14 protein-coding genes are annotated in these 17521 nt (G+C 38.1%); 6 read left to right on the forward strand and 8 right to left on the reverse strand.

The window, feature by feature from the left end; genetic code table 11:
- Nucleotides 1-4 precede the first annotated feature (4 nt).
- Genes lpxK through nusA form a run of 3 tightly spaced genes read right to left on the reverse strand, consistent with a single transcriptional unit; the run spans nt 5 to nt 4643 of the window.
- Nucleotides 5-1156, reverse strand: coding sequence for a tetraacyldisaccharide 4'-kinase (lpxK, locus tag JST56_05100; GenBank protein MBS1988344.1), 1152 nt, complete (start codon nt 1154-1156; stop codon nt 5-7).
- A gap of 2 nt (nt 1157-1158) precedes the next feature.
- Nucleotides 1159-3510, reverse strand: a complete 2352-nt coding sequence (locus JST56_05105) for a translation initiation factor IF-2 (protein ID MBS1988345.1) — start codon at nt 3508-3510, stop codon at nt 1159-1161.
- Between the two features lie 29 nt (nt 3511-3539).
- A complete protein-coding gene (gene nusA, locus JST56_05110) occupies nt 3540-4643 on the reverse strand; it encodes a transcription termination factor NusA (protein MBS1988346.1) in 1104 nt (367 codons plus the stop codon).
- A 612-nt stretch (nt 4644-5255) separates the two neighbouring features.
- Here nusA and JST56_05115 point away from each other — a divergent pair.
- The 6 genes from JST56_05115 to JST56_05140 all read left to right on the forward strand — a co-directional run bounded on the left by JST56_05115 (nt 5256) and on the right by JST56_05140 (nt 12295).
- On the forward strand, nt 5256-6299 hold the full coding sequence (locus JST56_05115) for a C40 family peptidase (protein MBS1988347.1): 1044 nt from the start codon (nt 5256-5258) through the stop codon (nt 6297-6299).
- A 23-nt stretch (nt 6300-6322) separates the two neighbouring features.
- Nucleotides 6323-7453 carry a C40 family peptidase gene (locus JST56_05120; protein ID MBS1988348.1) on the forward strand — a complete coding sequence of 377 codons (1131 nt, stop codon included), beginning with the start codon at nt 6323-6325 and terminating at the stop codon, nt 7451-7453.
- A 110-nt stretch (nt 7454-7563) separates the two neighbouring features.
- Entirely contained in the window at nt 7564-9126 is a 1563-nt protein-coding gene (locus tag JST56_05125; protein MBS1988349.1) for a hypothetical protein, read from the forward strand.
- A 17-nt stretch (nt 9127-9143) separates the two neighbouring features.
- Entirely contained in the window at nt 9144-10967 is a 1824-nt protein-coding gene (locus JST56_05130; protein MBS1988350.1) for a hypothetical protein, read from the forward strand.
- Between the two features lie 161 nt (nt 10968-11128).
- Nucleotides 11129-11701 carry a hypothetical protein gene (locus tag JST56_05135; protein ID MBS1988351.1) on the forward strand — a complete coding sequence of 191 codons (573 nt, stop codon included), beginning with the start codon at nt 11129-11131 and terminating at the stop codon, nt 11699-11701.
- 63 nt (nt 11702-11764) lie between these two features.
- The gene (locus tag JST56_05140; protein MBS1988352.1) at nt 11765-12295 is read left to right on the forward strand and encodes a hypothetical protein; all 531 of its coding nucleotides are present in this window, start codon (nt 11765-11767) and stop codon (nt 12293-12295) included.
- Between the two features lie 12 nt (nt 12296-12307).
- Here the strand turns inward: JST56_05140 and JST56_05145 are convergent, their stop codons facing one another.
- The 5 genes from JST56_05145 to JST56_05165 all read right to left on the reverse strand — a co-directional run bounded on the left by JST56_05145 (nt 12308) and on the right by JST56_05165 (nt 17419).
- A complete protein-coding gene (locus JST56_05145; GenBank protein MBS1988353.1) occupies nt 12308-12898 on the reverse strand; it encodes a uracil-DNA glycosylase in 591 nt (196 codons plus the stop codon).
- Between the two features lie 94 nt (nt 12899-12992).
- Nucleotides 12993-14477, reverse strand: coding sequence for a hypothetical protein (locus tag JST56_05150; GenBank protein ID MBS1988354.1), 1485 nt, complete (start codon nt 14475-14477; stop codon nt 12993-12995).
- A gap of 33 nt (nt 14478-14510) precedes the next feature.
- The gene (locus JST56_05155; GenBank protein ID MBS1988355.1) at nt 14511-15935 is read right to left on the reverse strand and encodes a hypothetical protein; all 1425 of its coding nucleotides are present in this window, start codon (nt 15933-15935) and stop codon (nt 14511-14513) included.
- A gap of 97 nt (nt 15936-16032) precedes the next feature.
- Nucleotides 16033-17136, reverse strand: coding sequence for a ComEC/Rec2 family competence protein (locus JST56_05160; protein MBS1988356.1), 1104 nt, complete (start codon nt 17134-17136; stop codon nt 16033-16035).
- The gene (locus JST56_05165; protein ID MBS1988357.1) at nt 17120-17419 is read right to left on the reverse strand and encodes a preprotein translocase subunit YajC; all 300 of its coding nucleotides are present in this window, start codon (nt 17417-17419) and stop codon (nt 17120-17122) included. Before JST56_05165 ends, JST56_05160 begins: the two co-directional genes overlap by 17 nt.
- Nucleotides 17420-17521: the final 102 nt, after the last annotated feature.

Raw genomic sequence — 17521 nt, forward strand, 5'->3', positions numbered from 1 at the left:
CTTTTTATGAAAGCTTTTTTGTTACAACCTTCATAAAAGAATGATACTCCTGTGTGGATAAAAATTCAAATTCAACCGGAACAACATACCATGTAACCAAAGACGATTGTGAAGTTTGTGCTAAAAGCGGTGCTATTTTGCACCAGTCTTTTTGTGTGGTAATAATCCCCTGGCAACTATTTTCTACGGTTTTATGTATTAAATTTGTAATATCTTTGGAAGTGTACTTGTGATGATCTTGAAATTCAACAATTTGCGTATAACTCAATTTCAGAGAATCAAGACTTTGGAGAAATCCTAAAAACGATCCAATGCCAGCGCACGCAAGCAACGGCTTATTTGCAAGATCATTAAGATGAATTGGTTCTTTATTATCAATTAAAATACGTGATACTTTATGTATGCCACAAAAAATATGTGTGGAAATGATTTTTTTTAAAAGATTTTTTTTAATATCCCAAATTTTTTGAGATGATACTCGGTCTGCATGAGTTAAAATAATAACATCTGCACGAGTGTAATCTTTTTCACGCAAACGCCCTGCTGGTAAACAATGACCATTTTCAAAAGGCTTACGGGCGTCGAGCAGTAAAATTTGAAAATCTTTAACTAACTGCTGGTTTTGGTAGGCATCATCCAAAATAACGATATCAAGAGCCTGTTCGTTATGATGAGCAGATTGCATTAAACAATCAAAAGCTTGTACGCGGTTTGCACCAATGGCAAGCGGCACTGAAGTATTACTGGCAATCATAAAAGCTTCATCGCCACAGTTATCTGGTCCATAAAAAATATTTTTACCGTCACTGACGAGTAAGCTTTTATTTTCAAGGTTTGCTTGTGATTTATAACCGCGCATAACAACAGCACATTGCAAGCCGGTAAGGTTTTTAATTAAAAATTGAGTAAGGACTGATTTACCTGTTCCACCAACCGAAAGGTTGCCAAGAGCAACTACTTTACATGGGGCATGATAGGGACGAAAAAATATAGGCTTGGCCTTCTGAGTAACAAAAAAGCCAAGCCTATAAATAATTTCACATATACGTAGGAAGAAGAAAATAACTTTCTCGGACAAATAAAGAACCGATGATGTTGTTGTCTTTTCCCACAACGCAATAACGTTGTCGGCTATAATAGCTTGCAGCGTACGCACGTTTATTGTAGTTTTTCGCGAACTTCGTTGTAACAAATAGCGATATCATCTTCAACCCAGTCTTGAAACGAATCGGCTGAAAATCCGCAGTCAAATCCCGCATGGACTTCTTTAACCGGTTTTTTGTCTCGTTGTAAGCTGTTAATTTTGCCTTCGCCGACTTTTTGGCCACCACGCATGCAAACAACTTTACAATTACGACCGAAGGTACCTTCTTTGATATAACAACCAGCGATAACGCCAACACCTTTAATATCAAAGACTTTTTTAACGTTTGCTTCGCCGCATTTAACCCAAGAAATAACCGCTTCTCGTTTTGATAGAAGAAGTTTTTCAAGATCTTCAATCACACGATAAATAATATCATGAGTCCAAACTTCAACTTCAAGCTTTCTTGCAAGCTGCATGGCGTTTTTTTCAACTTTTACATGCAACGCAATTAAAATTGACTTGGTGTTTGATGCTAAATCAATATCTCCCTCAGAAACATCACCGATGCCGCTCTGAATGATATTAATTGGGCACTTGATTGCTTTATGTTTTGAAAGGAGCTTATCAAGCGAATGAACCATAGCATCTTGAGAACCACGCGTGTCGGTCTTCAAAACAATATTGATCTCTTTTTTAACTTTTTCAGTAATAACTTCAAAAGATCGTTGCTGTGGGTTTTCAAGCGCAGCTTTTGTTGCTGTCGACTTTGAAGAACGAATTTTATTGTACTCAGCAGCTGGAATAACTTTTAACCATTCGCCAATTGATGCAACGCTATCAAAACCTACAACTTGTACAGGAATTGAAGGAGCTGCTTGCTTCACTTTTTGGCCATGTGAGTTAATTAACAAACGCACTTTTCCCGTAGAATCACCACAAACAAAGAAATCGCCTTGATGCAATGTGCCTTCAGTACAAATAATTGTTGCAACAGGACCGTAGCCTTTTTCTAAGCGCGATTCAAGAACATACGCTCGAGCTGGCGCTTGTGCATGAGCACGAAGGTCCATAAGTTGAGATTGCAATACAATCATCTGCAAGAGTTCATCAACACCTTGTCCTGTTTTAGCAGAGATTGGCACCATGACAACTTGTCCACCCCAGTCTTCGGCAAGAAGATCGTGTTGTGATAATTGTCGCTTAATGGTATCCAATGCAGCTTGAGAAGGAGCTTTATCAATTTTGTTCAGTGCAACAATAATCGGAACTCCAGCCTCTTGAGCATGACGAATTGCTTCAACGGTCTGAGGCTTTACGCCATCATCAGCAGCAACAATTAAAATTGCTATATCCGTGACGCGCGCGCCACGCTGCCTAATGGTAGCAAACGCTTCGTGACCAGGAGTATCAAGAAATATAATTTTTCCATGAGCACTATCAACTTCATAAGCGCCCAAATGTTGTGTAATACCACCTTTTTCAGAAGCAGCCACTTTCATTTTGCGAATATAATCAAGAAACGTTGTCTTGCCATGATCAACGTGTCCCATCACAACAGCAATAGGCCATCGAAATTCACCCGTTGCGTGCTCTAAGGACTGTTTTTTTGCAAGCAGAGATTCAGATTGATTAACAGGAGATTCGTCTTGCTTAACAATTTCTACACCAAACTGTTGTGCAAGTGATTCGATAATATCAACAGAAAGTACATAATTGCGATTGCAAACCATGCCTCGCTTTAAAAGCGCAGAAATGATATCGCCTGCAGATTTACCTAAAAGAACAGCAGCTTCGTGAAGAGGCAAACTTTTTGAAAGCGTTATTTCTGTAACGACGGGAGCTTCTTGTACAGTAGCTGGCATTCTTCCACGACGTCGACGACCTCGTTTACGAGTAGGACGACGCTCAATAATAAGACCTTTGCGCTGGAGCAACAAAGAAATTTTTTCATTTTTAAGCGGAGCTTCTTCGGTAACTTCTTCATTTTCTAACTGATAGCGAAGCTGCTCGTCGTCTTCAACGCGATATCCTTTGATACCTGTTGTAGATCGAGTTTCTGCTGTTGATTGCAACCGAACAGCACCTTTTGTACTGTTAAGTTGTTCGTTTGATTGAAGAACAGCAGCCTCTTTACTCTCCCTAACCGGTGCTACAACTCCAGAAGGTGGAATGTTGTAATTTTCATTTTTTTTAACAGGACTCAATGGTTCAGACACAGTTTTTACCTCTTCAGACTTTACAGCTATCTTTTTGATTGGGGATGGGGCTTGTTTTTGAGACGGTATAGGTTTTTTGAGTAGCTCAAGAGCCTTATCGGATAAAACCGACATATGGCTCGGAAGCGAAATTCCATGCTTTTCAAGAAGCGCTAAAACATCTTTACTGTGCAAACCAAGTTCTTTGGCAATTTCGTATACACGCATGCTCTGTTCACCTGACTATTTTAAAAATATCATTCATTGTCATGTGAGGAGATATCATCTGCAGAATCATCTTCCAGGCTCATAACATCATCAGAGAAAAAATCTGATGATGAACCGCTCGGAGAAACATCTTGCAGCTGTATATCAAGACCCACAAGGCGCGATGCTAGCAGAATGTTCTGTCCCATTTTACCGATAGCATAAGATCGCTGGTCTTGTGCAAGCCAAACAATGACTTTTCTGTCATCAACAATTTCAACCTTGTCAATTTCTGCAGGCTTAAGACTATCACGTACCAAATCTTCTCCGTTCTCAGTCCACTCGATCAAATCGATCTTTTCTGAGCCGAGTTCACGCAAGATAGGCTTAATACGAGCACCTCCAACACCAACACAAGTCCCTACAGGATCAATCTCCTTGCTCGTGGAAGCAACAATAGCCTTTGTCTTGTACCCTGCAATACGCACAATTTTTTTAATTTCAACCAAGCCCTCAAAAACTTCTGGTATTTCAACTTCGACCAGGCGTTTAACAAAATCACCTGAAGCGCGATCAAGAATAAGTTGGTAATCACCACGGGCAACAGGAAGAACTTCGCGAAGTAATGCTTTAAGTGGATGGCCTATGCGAAGAGTTTCGTTGGGGATCATGCCTTCTTTTGGAAGAAGTGCCATAACATCGCCAACTTTGACCACAAAGCCATTACGTTCACGCTTGTGAACAATACCGCTGATAATAGAATCTTTACGATCTTTGAATGCGTTAAAGATAACCAATTGTTCAAGCTCTCGAATCTTACCCGCAATAACTTGCTTGGCTGTCAAAATTTCTATACGACCAACAGGTTCCTCAAAGGGTACGTTGATAAATTGCCCTGCTTCGATGTTTGATTCAAGTGTGCGAGCTTTACGCAATGAAACCTGAACATCGTCATCGTAAACCGATGATACAACTTCTTTATTTGCAAAGACTTCAATGTTGCCTGATTTTGCATTGAATGTAATAACAAAGTCAATGTAAGGAAATTTCTTTTCGTAAGCCGTACGAATGCCATCACAAACAATCGAAACAACTTTTTCTCTTTCAAGACCTCGTTCTTCAACAAGACCTTCTATTACATCCGCAAGATTCACAGTTTTTCTACCTCTGCATTTAGAACAATTTAACCGAAAAACGCTTTGAGCCGTACCACTGGTTTCTCTAAGTTTATGTTAAAAACAAAAAAAGTGAAGCAATTGCCTTTTTAGGTTAACAAGCATGAATGACTTTCTGACGCTTATTATTACTTATTAATATTTATATAAATATAAACTAATAATAATAGGCTCCCCCACTTTTTGTGGATAACTCAAAAAAAAACGCTGGATTAAGCCTCCTGTAAGATGTTATCACGCTTTGTCAAATTGTGGATAACCTGTGGATAACCTGTGGACAAGTGTTGATAACTTTTTTTGATTCTCTGGATTGATTGATTGGCAGCGCTTATTCAAGCGTCAATTTTGAAAAAAGGCTCAGGTGGCCACTATTGGATGTGTTTTTAAAAGTTATCCACACTTTATCCACAAGTTATCCACAAGTTATCCACAGGTTATCCACAATTTCTAAGAAGATTTTTATTATTAAACAAGTTTTATTATATTCTTATTTGGTAATTTTTTTGACCGTGGCTATTCAGATAAGCTTGTTTCTTTTTTATGCGAGTAAAAGTTTTTTATACTCTTTTTATCTTAGGGGAAGGGATTTTTATGAAGTTATCATTGAGATTTATTTTTTTTACCTGGTTTCTTTTTGGAGTTGGAGGAGTTATGGGCTTGGAAGATAAAGAGTTAGAAGTTCAAAGACTTGGAGTTATTGCTGTTCCCTGTGTAGATCTTGTTGCAACTCAAGTAAAATTTACCCTTGAAGAAGAGCCTGTTGTTCAGTTGGCAGCCACATGTATACCTGAGCTTTTTGGTGAGCAACAAGCTTATCGGCGAACTCAATTATTATTCAATGAACCAGTGATAATTTTGGAAGAAAAAAATGGATGGTATCGAGTTCGAGCAATAGAGCAGTCAGTTATTGATGATCAAGGTCTTCGCGGGTGTCATGGTTGGATAAAATCGAAGAATGTACGCATTATAAATAAGCCGATTGTGGATTTGAATCTTGTGGTCGTTTCAAAACAGGCAAACGTTTATGAAAAACCTTTAACAGATTCAGGTGGTGATGTATTGCCAGCTTGTATGAGTTTTTCGTGCGGCACAAAGCTTAGAGGTGTTGTTCATAATTTGGCATGGTGCAAAGTACAGTTTCCTGATGATAACCATGGATTTGTAGCTGCACGTGATCTGGTATCCCAAGACGAACTTAAGTTAATAAGTATTGACGGGTTAAGAGAAATGATTGTGGGGCAAGCTTTGCAATTTGCGCACATTCCTTACGTTTGGGGAGGGCGTAGTGGAGAAGGTATTGATTGTTCCGCGCTTATTCAGCTTGCTTATGTATCCTGCGGCATAACAACTCCTCGTTATGCTCATGGACAATGGAAAGCATGTAAGCCTCGTGAGCTTGCCCAATTAAAGCAAGGAGATCTTATTTTTTTAGGAACGCTTCGAGATGATCAGCTTGTTATGATTCATGTGATGTTATATATCGGTAACGGAATGTTAATAGAAGCTCACGGTTTTTTAGGTAAAGTACGCATGGTAAGCGTCCATGAGCGACTTGGTAAATCATTGCATGAGTTAAAAAATGGTGACGCTGTGCTGCTGCGCAGATTTGTCTACGGGGGTAGCTTTATAGAATAATTATTTAAGGGAGAGGAAGAGACATGAATCTTTTTGCAGCTTTATTAAGTACTGCTCTTTGTATGATTTTTATGACGCGGGTTATTGAGGCAGGCTATCCATGTAAAATGGTTGTAATTGCATCTGTTGCAAATTTGGTTGATACTCCTGGTTTTGATAATGCACCGCATAGAGGTTTTTCTTTTTCAAGAAACGTGCCTCATCTACAGACCCAGCTCTTATGTAACGATCAAGTTATAGCGCTCGAAGAAAAAGTTATCTGTGATCAAAAATGGGTTAAAGTGCAAGTTCAAGAACAAAAAAAAGTTCATTTTGATGATGAAAAAGGGTTAGTTATTTCTCATTATACAGGTTGGATGCGTGCAAGAGATTTGAGTTTGATTTTTGATAATTGTAATTATCGACAAGATTATATTGTTAGTAGTTTGTATAAAACTATGTGTATCGGTGAGTCAAAAGTAATACTTCCGTTTGGAACTAAGTTACATATTGGAGATGAATTTATACCTGGATTTTGTCGTGCTGAGCTCATCAAAAATAATGGGCTTGTTTTAAGTGGAAAGTTGGATACTTTGGAAAGAGATTCTTTTACGCAACTTCCTGATCTTAAGAATTTGACGAGTGACTTATTGCTTCAAAAGGAACTTCGAGATGCTACGGTGCACTATGCACGGCTTTTTCTTGGCATGCCCTATGTTTGGGGTGGTTGTTCTCCTTATCTCTCTCATGTTAATCATTTAACCGGTGTTGACTGTTCTGGCCTGATCTATTTATGTTATCGCGCTTGTGGATTTGAATTGCCGCGTGATGCGCACGATCAATTTCTTGCAACCTATCCGGTTCATCCAGCAAATTTGCAGCCAGGAGACTTGGTTTTTTTTGGAGCAGAGCATGAGCAAGATGGAAAAAAAATGGTATGCATTAACCATGTCCTCATGTATACCGATCAAGAGACGCTTATTGAGGCAAGAGGTAATCAGGCTTATGACAATGTTGATAATATGTCTGATGAAGAAAGAGCAGTCTTACTTGTATGCGAAACGCCTTTTGAAGAGCGGCTTGGAAAGCCCTTGAGTCAATTTTTTAATGGTGAATTTTTTCAAGAAAAAAATGTCTTTGTTTATTTTCGAACAGTATTCCCGTTAATAGACTAATTTTTCAATACAGTAATTTTTAAATTACGAATTATTTACATTGCCATGAATTCCTAACTATATTTTTTGCGATTGATTCCTCACAAGAAAATTAAAGAAAGGAGAGTCTTTTGAAGATACCAATTTTTTACAGAGTGGCACTTGTGCTTGCTGCTGCCTGTTTAATGCATGATGTTCATGCAAAGAAAGTAACGAGTAAAACGCATTTTTCAACACGGCCACAGTTTCAGTCTGCTTCACCTGAATTTATTTCAGGGTGTCGTTACGACAAAAATGTTACAAAAAAGAGTTCTTGGGGAGGACATTTTCAGGCAGTTCTTTTTGGTGGCGCTTCAACTGAATCAGATGATTTTGGAACTTACTTTATGCCGTTTGGTTCGCCGTCGGCAAAGGTGAGCGAGGTGTTGGTTGCTGATGCAAGTACAACGTTACATGCAGAACATTTTAATATATTGAGTTTACGTGCTGAAGCTGGAATGCTTCATATAATGCGAACTAATGCCGTTGCTGATACTTTTAAAAGTACGATTTCACTCCACCCTCGTGAATGGTCAGTTGGGCTTGGTTTGCACTATCAACACCTTTTTAATAAACAGTCTAATCATCCATTTTACTTGAGCATTTCCACGCCAATTCTTCATGTTGAAAGCGATGTCCGTTTGCAAGAAGTAATAATTAATGAGGGTGGCGGGGTTGCAGCTCAAATTCCAGGAGTTCAACCTCTTTTTGGCAATATGAAAGATGCGCTTCATCAAGAAGCATGGTTGTATGGAAAAATTGATAACCATGCCCATCATAAAACAGGCTTTGGTGATATCGAAACAAAACTTGGTTTTGTGGTTGCGCAAACTGAGAGCATAGTTTTTGATCTGTCACTTGGTTTGATTATTCCAACGAGCAACAAGCAAAAAAACCATTTTATGTTTGAACCGCAACTTGGTAATGGTCAGCATGTTGGCTTGTTGGGAGGTGGAACATTCCGTGTCGTATTAAGTGAAGATGATGCAGCTCATTGGAATTTTTCTTACGAGGCAGCGCTTACAGCTCAGTATCTTTTTGAAAATACTCAAAAACGTTCGTTTGATTTGATCAATAAACCATGGAGTCGTTATCTTGAAATGTATGAAAGTTTAGCACAAGCTACAGCGGCAGGAATAGCTGGTGCTAATGTAAGGAATCTTATTTCAACGCCGGGTATCAATATCTTAACGCAGGATATGAAAGTTGAACCTGGATTCAATGTCACATGGAATAATGCTTTTGTTTTAAACTGTTGTTCATGGGAATTTGAAGCAGGTTATAACTTACATGCACGTGAAGCTGAGTCGGTGAAACTCAAAAATCAGTGGGTTGAATCTGCTGCAGTTAAAAAAGCTAATGGCCAGGGAGTTACTAATTCACGACGTGATATAACAGCAAATAGAACTCTTAATGATGGAGCTTTTGGTGATGGCGCCGTGTATATACCTATCAAAGCAACTGACCTTGATTTAAAATCAGCAGCACACCCTTCAGTGGTTTCCCACACCGTCTATGGGGCTGCAGGTTACCGCTGGACCACCTGCAAGTGGCCATTTGGTGTAACCTATGGCGGTTCGTATGAATTTCCATCAGATGGTAATAAATCTTTGTCGCGTTGGACCATGTGGTTAAAAGCTGATATTTCGTTTTAATACATGAAAGGTACATAATGAAATTTATTAAAAATATTATTCTTGGATCGCTTGTTTTCATATGCCCAATTACACAATCGATACGAGCCCAAGAGCTTTCAGATAGACTTGCTGACTATTTTAATACACGTGATGAGGCTGCGTTTTTTCAAATTTTTGAGCAACCAGATTTATTTGACCCAAATACAGGCGCAGTAACATTTGATATTTATAAAGCTGGTAATGGCGATGAAAACAGTTTTGGAGATTTGTTTGTTTCTTCATTTACCAAGGGACTTGAACATGATCCAGTAACGGGGCTGGTAACTGCACAAGGAGCCTCAAGTTTTAAGAAACTTGTTGAAGCATTGGTAAGCGGAAAACAAGATGATTTTAATGCTATCAAAAGAGCAGGAGTAAGAAAATTTGTTGCGCCTCAAACAGCACTGATGTTTTCGCTTGAAGGTCGACCAATTCAACTTTTTCCAGGATTTCAAGCTCCAAAAATTCAGAGTGCTGAAGCTGCAGCTGAGCTGATCGAAGTTTATCTTCAGGCAATCATGCGTCACGTTAATTTTGATGAATATGGTACAGGTTCAGGCTCTGATGCTGATGGTTCTGGGGGCTCAAAGTCTTTACGAGCATGTGCAATTCTAAACAAATTAGGAAAAGCATTTAAGGGTCCTCGCGATCCTCAAACAAATACCGTAACACCTAAAGTATTATTTAGGGGTATAAGCCAAGGTGTTCTGGTTGGGCCATACCAGTCTCAATTTTGTTTGCATGATGTAAGCCCTCTTTTTTCCTATAATACAGTTCCCCATAAACAACTTGTTCCGACTGTTTCGCAGACAGAATTTGGAATATCATGGGATGATTTTATTGCTCTTCAAAATGGCAATGTGCCACGTCCCTACGGAGCTGATAAATCTGTATTAAATGGAAGATTTTTTGGCCCTACACGTCATACAATTAACAGCGCCGACTTGGCTACTATGTTTCATGAAGATGGTCCCTGTGAAGCATTTTATTATGCTGCGCAAATTCTTTTAAATCATGGATGTCCATCTAATCCAAGTCTTCCATATAACAATAGCTTGATGCCCAACGAGGGAGCATTTGTTTCTTCAGGTCCGGTTGAAATGTTTTCGGTAATGGCTGAAGCTTCTCATGAAGCAATTAAAACAGTGTGGGCTCATAAATGGCTCGCTCATAGGAGCTTAAGACCAGAAGCTTTTGCCGCACTTGTTCATAGGGCAAAAACAACCGGCGTAAATGAATTCGGACTTCATGCATCATTATTTGATCAAGATTTACTTGATTGGGTTATTGCTCATAATCAAAGACAAGCAGATGCGTCAATTGTTACAGATATGCGTGATCGCTTGACCATGCAACAAGCAAGTACTTATTTACTGAGTCAAGAATATCCAGAAGCTTCACCATTACATCCCGCTTTTTTATCGGGTCATGCCGGAATAGCTGGTGCTTGTGCTACCGTGCTAAAGGCCTATTTTAATGGTAATGCAAAAATTGCATCATTTATGAATCCGGTAAAACCAAATGGAGATGGTTCTTCTCTTGTTAATCTAACAGATGCAGAAGGAGCTCAGGAGTTAACGGTTAATTCAGAGTTGCATAAACTTGCCTCGAATGCTTGTTTAGGGTCAAGAAATGCTGCTGGTATTCATTATCGCTGTGATGCCGATATGGGCTGTTTATTGGGCGAGCAGGTTGCTATTCAATGGCTTATGGATCAAGTGCGCAAGCATCGTGAAGAAAAGTTCATAGGTTTTGAAATTACTAAATTTGATGGAACAAAAATTCGTATAACCAAAGATTCAGTTATTAAATTGAGCTAAAAACTGAGCACTGCATATCAATTTAATTTGTTGAGATAAATAACTAAGAGCCCGCGATAACAAATATTATCGCGGGCTCTTGCATGAATTACAACATGCCGATACAATCGCATGATACACTCTTTATTATGTGAAGTAAATTTTTTAAAAGAGATAAATCTATGAAAAAATTAGCATCAATTAGAGAATTTTTTTTCAATAAACTTCTTGGTTTAATATTAGCTGTTGCTGCTCTATGTAATACGAAATCTGCTATTGGTATGAATGAACCGTCGAGTGAATTTGACGGACCATTGACGGAAATTGTTGTGTTTGATGCTCAAGCATTTTTGGACTATGCGAAGAAAAAAATTAATGAGGGTGACCTGGAAGAAGTAGGGACAGCGCGAGAATTTGTTGATCAATTAAAAACTAATTTATCTTTATCGATTGCTGCGTTGTATGAGCGATCAGAAGGTATTTTTTATGTGAAATCTGGTATACAAGGTGATGTGATTAGCCGCAGTATTAGTGAAGAACAGCGAAATGCTCAATTAATTAAACCTCGAGACGCTCCTTCTGGTGAGACGCTCAAATGGTGCTATTTCAAGCTGTTGAGTCAGAATGTTTCTGTATGGGCCAGTGTTGCTTGTGAGTTTAATCGAAAAAATTTGGATACTCAGGTTGGGATATGGATAGGAGTCTATGATAATGGGGCCATATACTTTAATGGCTCATTTCGGGGTATCGCATAATTTTCTTACTTGCAGTTGTATATTTATCAATTTCAAATTTTTACATTAAAAAAGGAGCGCTCTGTGTTTTTCTCAAAAAAAGGTTTCATTACGACATTGCTTCTTGCTGTTTTATGCATTTCAAAGCAAGTAGTTGCTATGGACAGTTTATCAGATGAATTGAGTGGACCTTTTACTGAAGTAATTATTGTGCGAATGTGCAATCTTCTTGAGTATGCAAAAGAGCAATACCTGAAAGGAGCAACTAACATATTGCTGTCACCTGAAGAATATATCGCCACTTTAAGGGGAGATTTATTTGGGAAAATTGTAGGTTCTTACAAACAATCAAGATCGAATAATAATTTTTCTGTAGAAGATGGTCAGCCAAGAGAGCCTGTCAGAGACGCAATTGTGCAGATACAACAACTTGGACGTAAACTCGAAATGAGTGCTGATATATCTACCGTCACCCTTGGGCAGTACTTAAATAATACTGTTGCATATTGGGCAATACGGTATTCACCAAATTTTTCAGATCATCCTTTTCTGATGATAGCACTTCATTCACGTGGTTTCATTATTTATGCAGACATTGAAAAACATTCGGTTTAAAAACCAACACTGTTAAGGATTAAGCTCTTGGATTTTGGCCATAATTTTTTTCATATCTTCCCATACTGTGCGCTTCTCTACTGGGTTTCTCAGCAAATATGCAGGGTGATAGGTGGGCATGACGGTAATGCCTTTGAATTCAGCAAAAATACCTCGTACGCGCGAAATCTGCACGTCCTCACCCAGGAGCGCTTTGGCCGCTGGAGCGCCAAGTGTGCAGATGACCTTTGGCTGAATAATTTCAATCTCTTTGAGCAGTAATAATTGTTTGCAGGTACTCGTTTCGGTGGGCAGTGGGGTGCGGTTGTTGGGCGGTCGGCACTTCACGACGTTGGAGATATAAACCTGCTCGCGTTCAAGCCCCATAGCCTGGATTATTTTGGTGAGTAATTGACCTGAGCGACCAACAAACGGTGAGCCTTGCAGGTCTTCATCGCGTCCTGGGCCTTCACCAATAAACATGAGTGTTGCCTGCGCATCGCCTGAACCAAAAACTACCTGCGTGCGTCCTTGTGTTGCAAGCGGGCATTTTTGACAATTGACGTACGGTGCAAAAAGTTTTTTGAGTTGCTCTTGTTTTGTCAGTGTATTTTCGCAAGACATAATTTTATTGTACTTAGATGAAGGGTTTTATTTTTAAAAACGTGATGAAAACATAGCTAATTTATTGGCATTTTCCAAGCGCAAAAAACTATTTTTAAATTTCTCTATTTTTCTTAACAAAATCAGAAATAAAATCTGACCACAGCGTCGATTGAGAAAAAATCGTTTTAAAATAGGAATGGTGAACAAGTTTTTTAGGAAAATAGACTGCAAAGCCTCCAGCCCGGGGCAAGTTAACACCCGTAGTACTTGCAATAATTTTTCGGTCATATTCGGTGATGCACTCAACGGCAGCTTCTTCAAGGTTATTTGCGAGTAATTCATTGAAGTCATCATCATCATCATCGCCATCACTACCATTATCTTTATGAACAAAATTTTTATTGTTTTGTAGCATTGTAATAACACTTTTTAAAAAGTGACGTAAGTCGATATAATCTTCATCAAAAAACTCTGAAGTATCTCGGTTACTTTTTCTTATACGTCGTATCGTCATAAAGTTATCATGATTTTTGCTGATAAAATTCAAAAGTTTTGCAGAAAAATTAAAAAATTTTTGTTCCATAATCTCAAAATTTTTTAAAGAAATAGCGGCTTGTGTAAAATCTGCAAATGCATCAATGTACTCAGCTTGATATGCTAAAACAGCATGTTGAGCAAATTCACTGGGTGAAAGAGATTTTCTTAAAAATGGTTCAAGAAGAAAAGTGTAATTATATCCTGTGCCGGGCTCAATTTCTTCCGATCCAACAAGATAATCAGAAACTTTTTTTAACTTAGAAGCTATTTCAATCATCCCCATATGACAAGCATCCATAAAAATAATATCTATTTTTTTGCTACCTAGAAGTTCAGTACACGTTTTTTCAAGACAGAGACGGAGTTCTTGGTTATTGATATATGTTTGATGAACTTCATTAAAAGCTATTCCTTTATTATTATACTGGTTATTATCGTTGCTCAATTGAGAAGATTTTTTTCTGACCTGAAGGAGCCCTGTTTTTGGGTTTTTGTAAAAAAATTTGTCTCGATTCCCTCCATAATATTTACCCCAAATACTTGGATCTTTAATTCCTGAGCCATGATTCCAAAGCAATACGGCATGATGTTTTGCGGGGAAGCTTTTTATTGCCCAACGTAAAAAACCGTACAAGCTTTCAGGAGTTCCGCTGATTGCTTCGGTAGTATTGCTGATTGTTTCGTGGATAGTGGCATTATTTTGCTCAACATAAAAGCGTGTTACTTCAGATTCACCAAATTCATCGATTTGAAGTAACACATTGATATGTTCAGTTGATCCTATACGCAGCATTTGGCGAAAATTGTGGAGTGCAAAGCGATGTAAATTATTGTTCGCTGCCATGTAGACAATAAGGTTCCAGTCTTTAATTGGAGATTTGATTGAGGCTGATGATGGAGCCGGTTGTTTAATATTTTTTTGTTGTAACGAAATAATGTTTTTGATTTTTGTTGTTAGCGTTGTGTGTGGGCGTACGAGGTTTTTGTGTGTTGTTGCTGATATTATTGATGTACTGAGAATTAATGGCATAAAAAATAAAAAGAGCCTGTATAGTTTCATAGTAATCCTCTGATTTATTCCATAAATGGGGATCTATATTTCGCGATTTTTTTTAATGTACGTTGATAAAAATTCTGTCCAATCATTATTTTTTAAACCTGATGTTTTGATATACGAGCTATGAATTGATTTTTCTGGAAAATAAATTGAAATTCCTCGAGCATTTGGCAAATTAACTCCAGCTGTATAAGCAACAATATGCTCTTCCAAAAGTTTTATAAAAGGCTCGATACACTCTTTTATTTGTGAGCAAAAGAGCGTGTCTGCTATAAAGCAGTCATCTTGTTTTTGAAAGGTTGCAAGAAGACTAACTAAAAAATGGTGTAGATCTATGTAATCTCGATCAAAAAATTCGGTTGTTAAGAGGTGAGATCCTCGAATTTTTTTTAATAAAAAACAAAAGTCGCTATCTTGTTTAAGCTTGCTCACCAAGAGTTTTGATAGTTGAGCAAAGGCATTTTCAATTAACTCGAATCCTTGCAGATTAATTGAAGAAAAGGTGAAATCGGCAAAACTGGAAATATATTCATTCTCAAACGATTCAACAGAATGCCGAGCAAAAGATTTAGGTGTCATGGTTCCATTTTGAAACGGTGCAAAGAGTGTTGTATAGTTGCAGCCGCTCCCGGGTTCAAGTTCTTGAGATCCCGCCATAAATTGAACTGAATTTTTAAGAATGGTAGCAACTTCCATCATTGCTAGGTGGCATGCATCCAGAATGACGACATCAACTTTTTGCCCGTGAAGAAGTTCTTTAGAAAAAGTTTTCATACACTGTCGTAGCTCTTCTTCGCTAATAAAAGTCTCTGTTGGTTGGTGAAATGAAGATGACCATTCACGTAACGGAACTTCTGGTCGCTCAAAATCGTGTTTAATACTTCCAGTCCGTCGATTAAGTTCTAAAAGCCCGGTCTCTGCATTGATATGAAAAAGTTGATCTCGATCTTCTCGGTACAATTTCTCCCAAACATTTGGATGTTTAATGCCGGATGCATGGTTCCACAAAATAATTGCATGATGTTTTGCAGGGTGATTTTGAATTGCCCATTTAACAAAAAAATAAAAACTTGCCGGCGTTCCTCGTGTTAAGCCTGTTCGTTCGTCATTCATTACTTGCAGAACAGCTTTTTCTTTTTCAATAAAAAAGCGTGTTGCTTCGGCTGATCCTGCATGATCAATTTGTACCAAAATATTCGATGACGGTGTCGAGCCGACTTCGAGCATTTCTTTTAAGTTTTCAAAAATAAATTTGTAAAGGTTGTTTCCTACCATATAAATGATAAAATTCCATTCTTTTTCGGACTTTTGTTTAGGCTCTTTTTCTTCTTCTGGAAGTGATTTTGGTTGAATATAATCCTGTTGAGGCGTCTTCTTAATTTCAAGCTCAGTTTTTGAAAAAACGGTACAAAATATAGATGAGAGCATTAAGAGAGCAGTTGTGAGATAAAAAGGTGTCATGAAATCTCCTTGGCAAAAAATATTATCCTGAGATAGGCATGAATTTTAGTGCATTTAAAGTATTGAGACTTTAATAAGAACGATGCAATATTTTGATTTATCTGCTACTCAAAAGAAGTGCAAAAGTAAGTCCAAAGGTGAGTTGGAAGTCTAAAAAGAAAAGATGTAGAGAATTGAGTAAGAGCATGCTTAAGCAAACCAAGCTGAGTAAATGAAGTACATTGACATGATGCCACAAAAGTCGGCCCATTGAAGAAAGCCCGAATACGAGGATTGCACGAATAAATGGTACACTGGGCCAACTGAGGAGTGCGTACATGCTGGCTATCATGAGTAGCAAGAGCCATTTGATCCAAAGATTAATGGGTAAAAATGAAAATAAAAAACTCCAAATTCCAATCAAAAGAACAATATGGAGCCCCGAGCGGGCAAGATAATGTGCAAGTCCCCATTGGTTAAAAAGTATGCGCAATGAATCGACCTCTTTATATTTTTTCTTACCAAAAAAAAGCAAACCAAGAAATGTAGTAGACCGAGAAGAAAGTTTGTGCGTAATCTTTTTATACGATTGTTCACGTAACGACCACAACCATCGGGCAAAAGATTTTTCGGGTCTTTCTACCAGGTCAATCTGTTTATTTGAGTTTAAAAAAAGGGAGGCATGGATATATTCTTTTGCCAAATAATCGTTGAAGCTGGGGAATCGAAGCTCAGGTGGCTTTTTAGGTATTGCAACATTGCTTACTGTTACAATGTCTCCTACTAAAAAGCCCGTTGAAAACCGTGTGTAACATTGTATGTTGCAGTTTAGCTGTGTTATGCGACCTGCTGAAATGTCACTAATCTGAGTAACATTGATGGTAATAACCTGCTTTCTGTCTGGAAGCGTTTCTCGATCGGTGATTGTTCCGTGGAGTGTTAAATTTTTTCCAATCAACTGTGTGCGTGTATGATTAAATTCCATCTGTTGAATTTTTAGAACAAGGCCTCCTGTAGAGAAGAAAACCATACACAAGGAAAGCGTTATTCCAAAACTGAGTGAGCGCACAAGGAATAGAAGTGTTGCAATGTTTGCTCCAATGCAAGCAATAATTAGAGCAAAAATTGGTATCTGAAAATAGTATTCAAGATAAATGCCAAGCGCAGTACTGGTGAGTGGTAATAAAAAGGGAGAGAGAAAGCGGTTAATCCTGGTAGACATGCTCTACCAAATACTTAGGAATCTCTTTTTTTTGCCCAGAAGCAAGCTCAATAACAAGTGTGTGTTGAAAAAGAGCGATAACATTTCCTCCAATTCCATTGCTGGTAATAACTTTTGCTCCAGGTCGAAGGAAATGTTCTATTTCGTGAAATTTCTTGTGCTGAGCACGCTGAGTCGTGATAATAAAACACAAAAAGACAAGGAGTATGCACCATACTGCAAGGAATGGTCGTGCCCATGTCAGAGCCAGTGGGGTGAGGTTACAAAAATAATTTATGTCCATAGTGATTAATATATTAAAATATATCTTTTTTAATTAATAAGGTTTTTTCATTATTATTTCAGTTTGGGCATAGCTTAGCAGTTTTTTTGTTGATGGGAAATG

The sequence above is a fragment of the Candidatus Dependentiae bacterium genome, assembly GCA_018266175.1.
Classification (GTDB): domain Bacteria; phylum Babelota; class Babeliae; order Babelales; family RVW-14; genus JAFEAY01.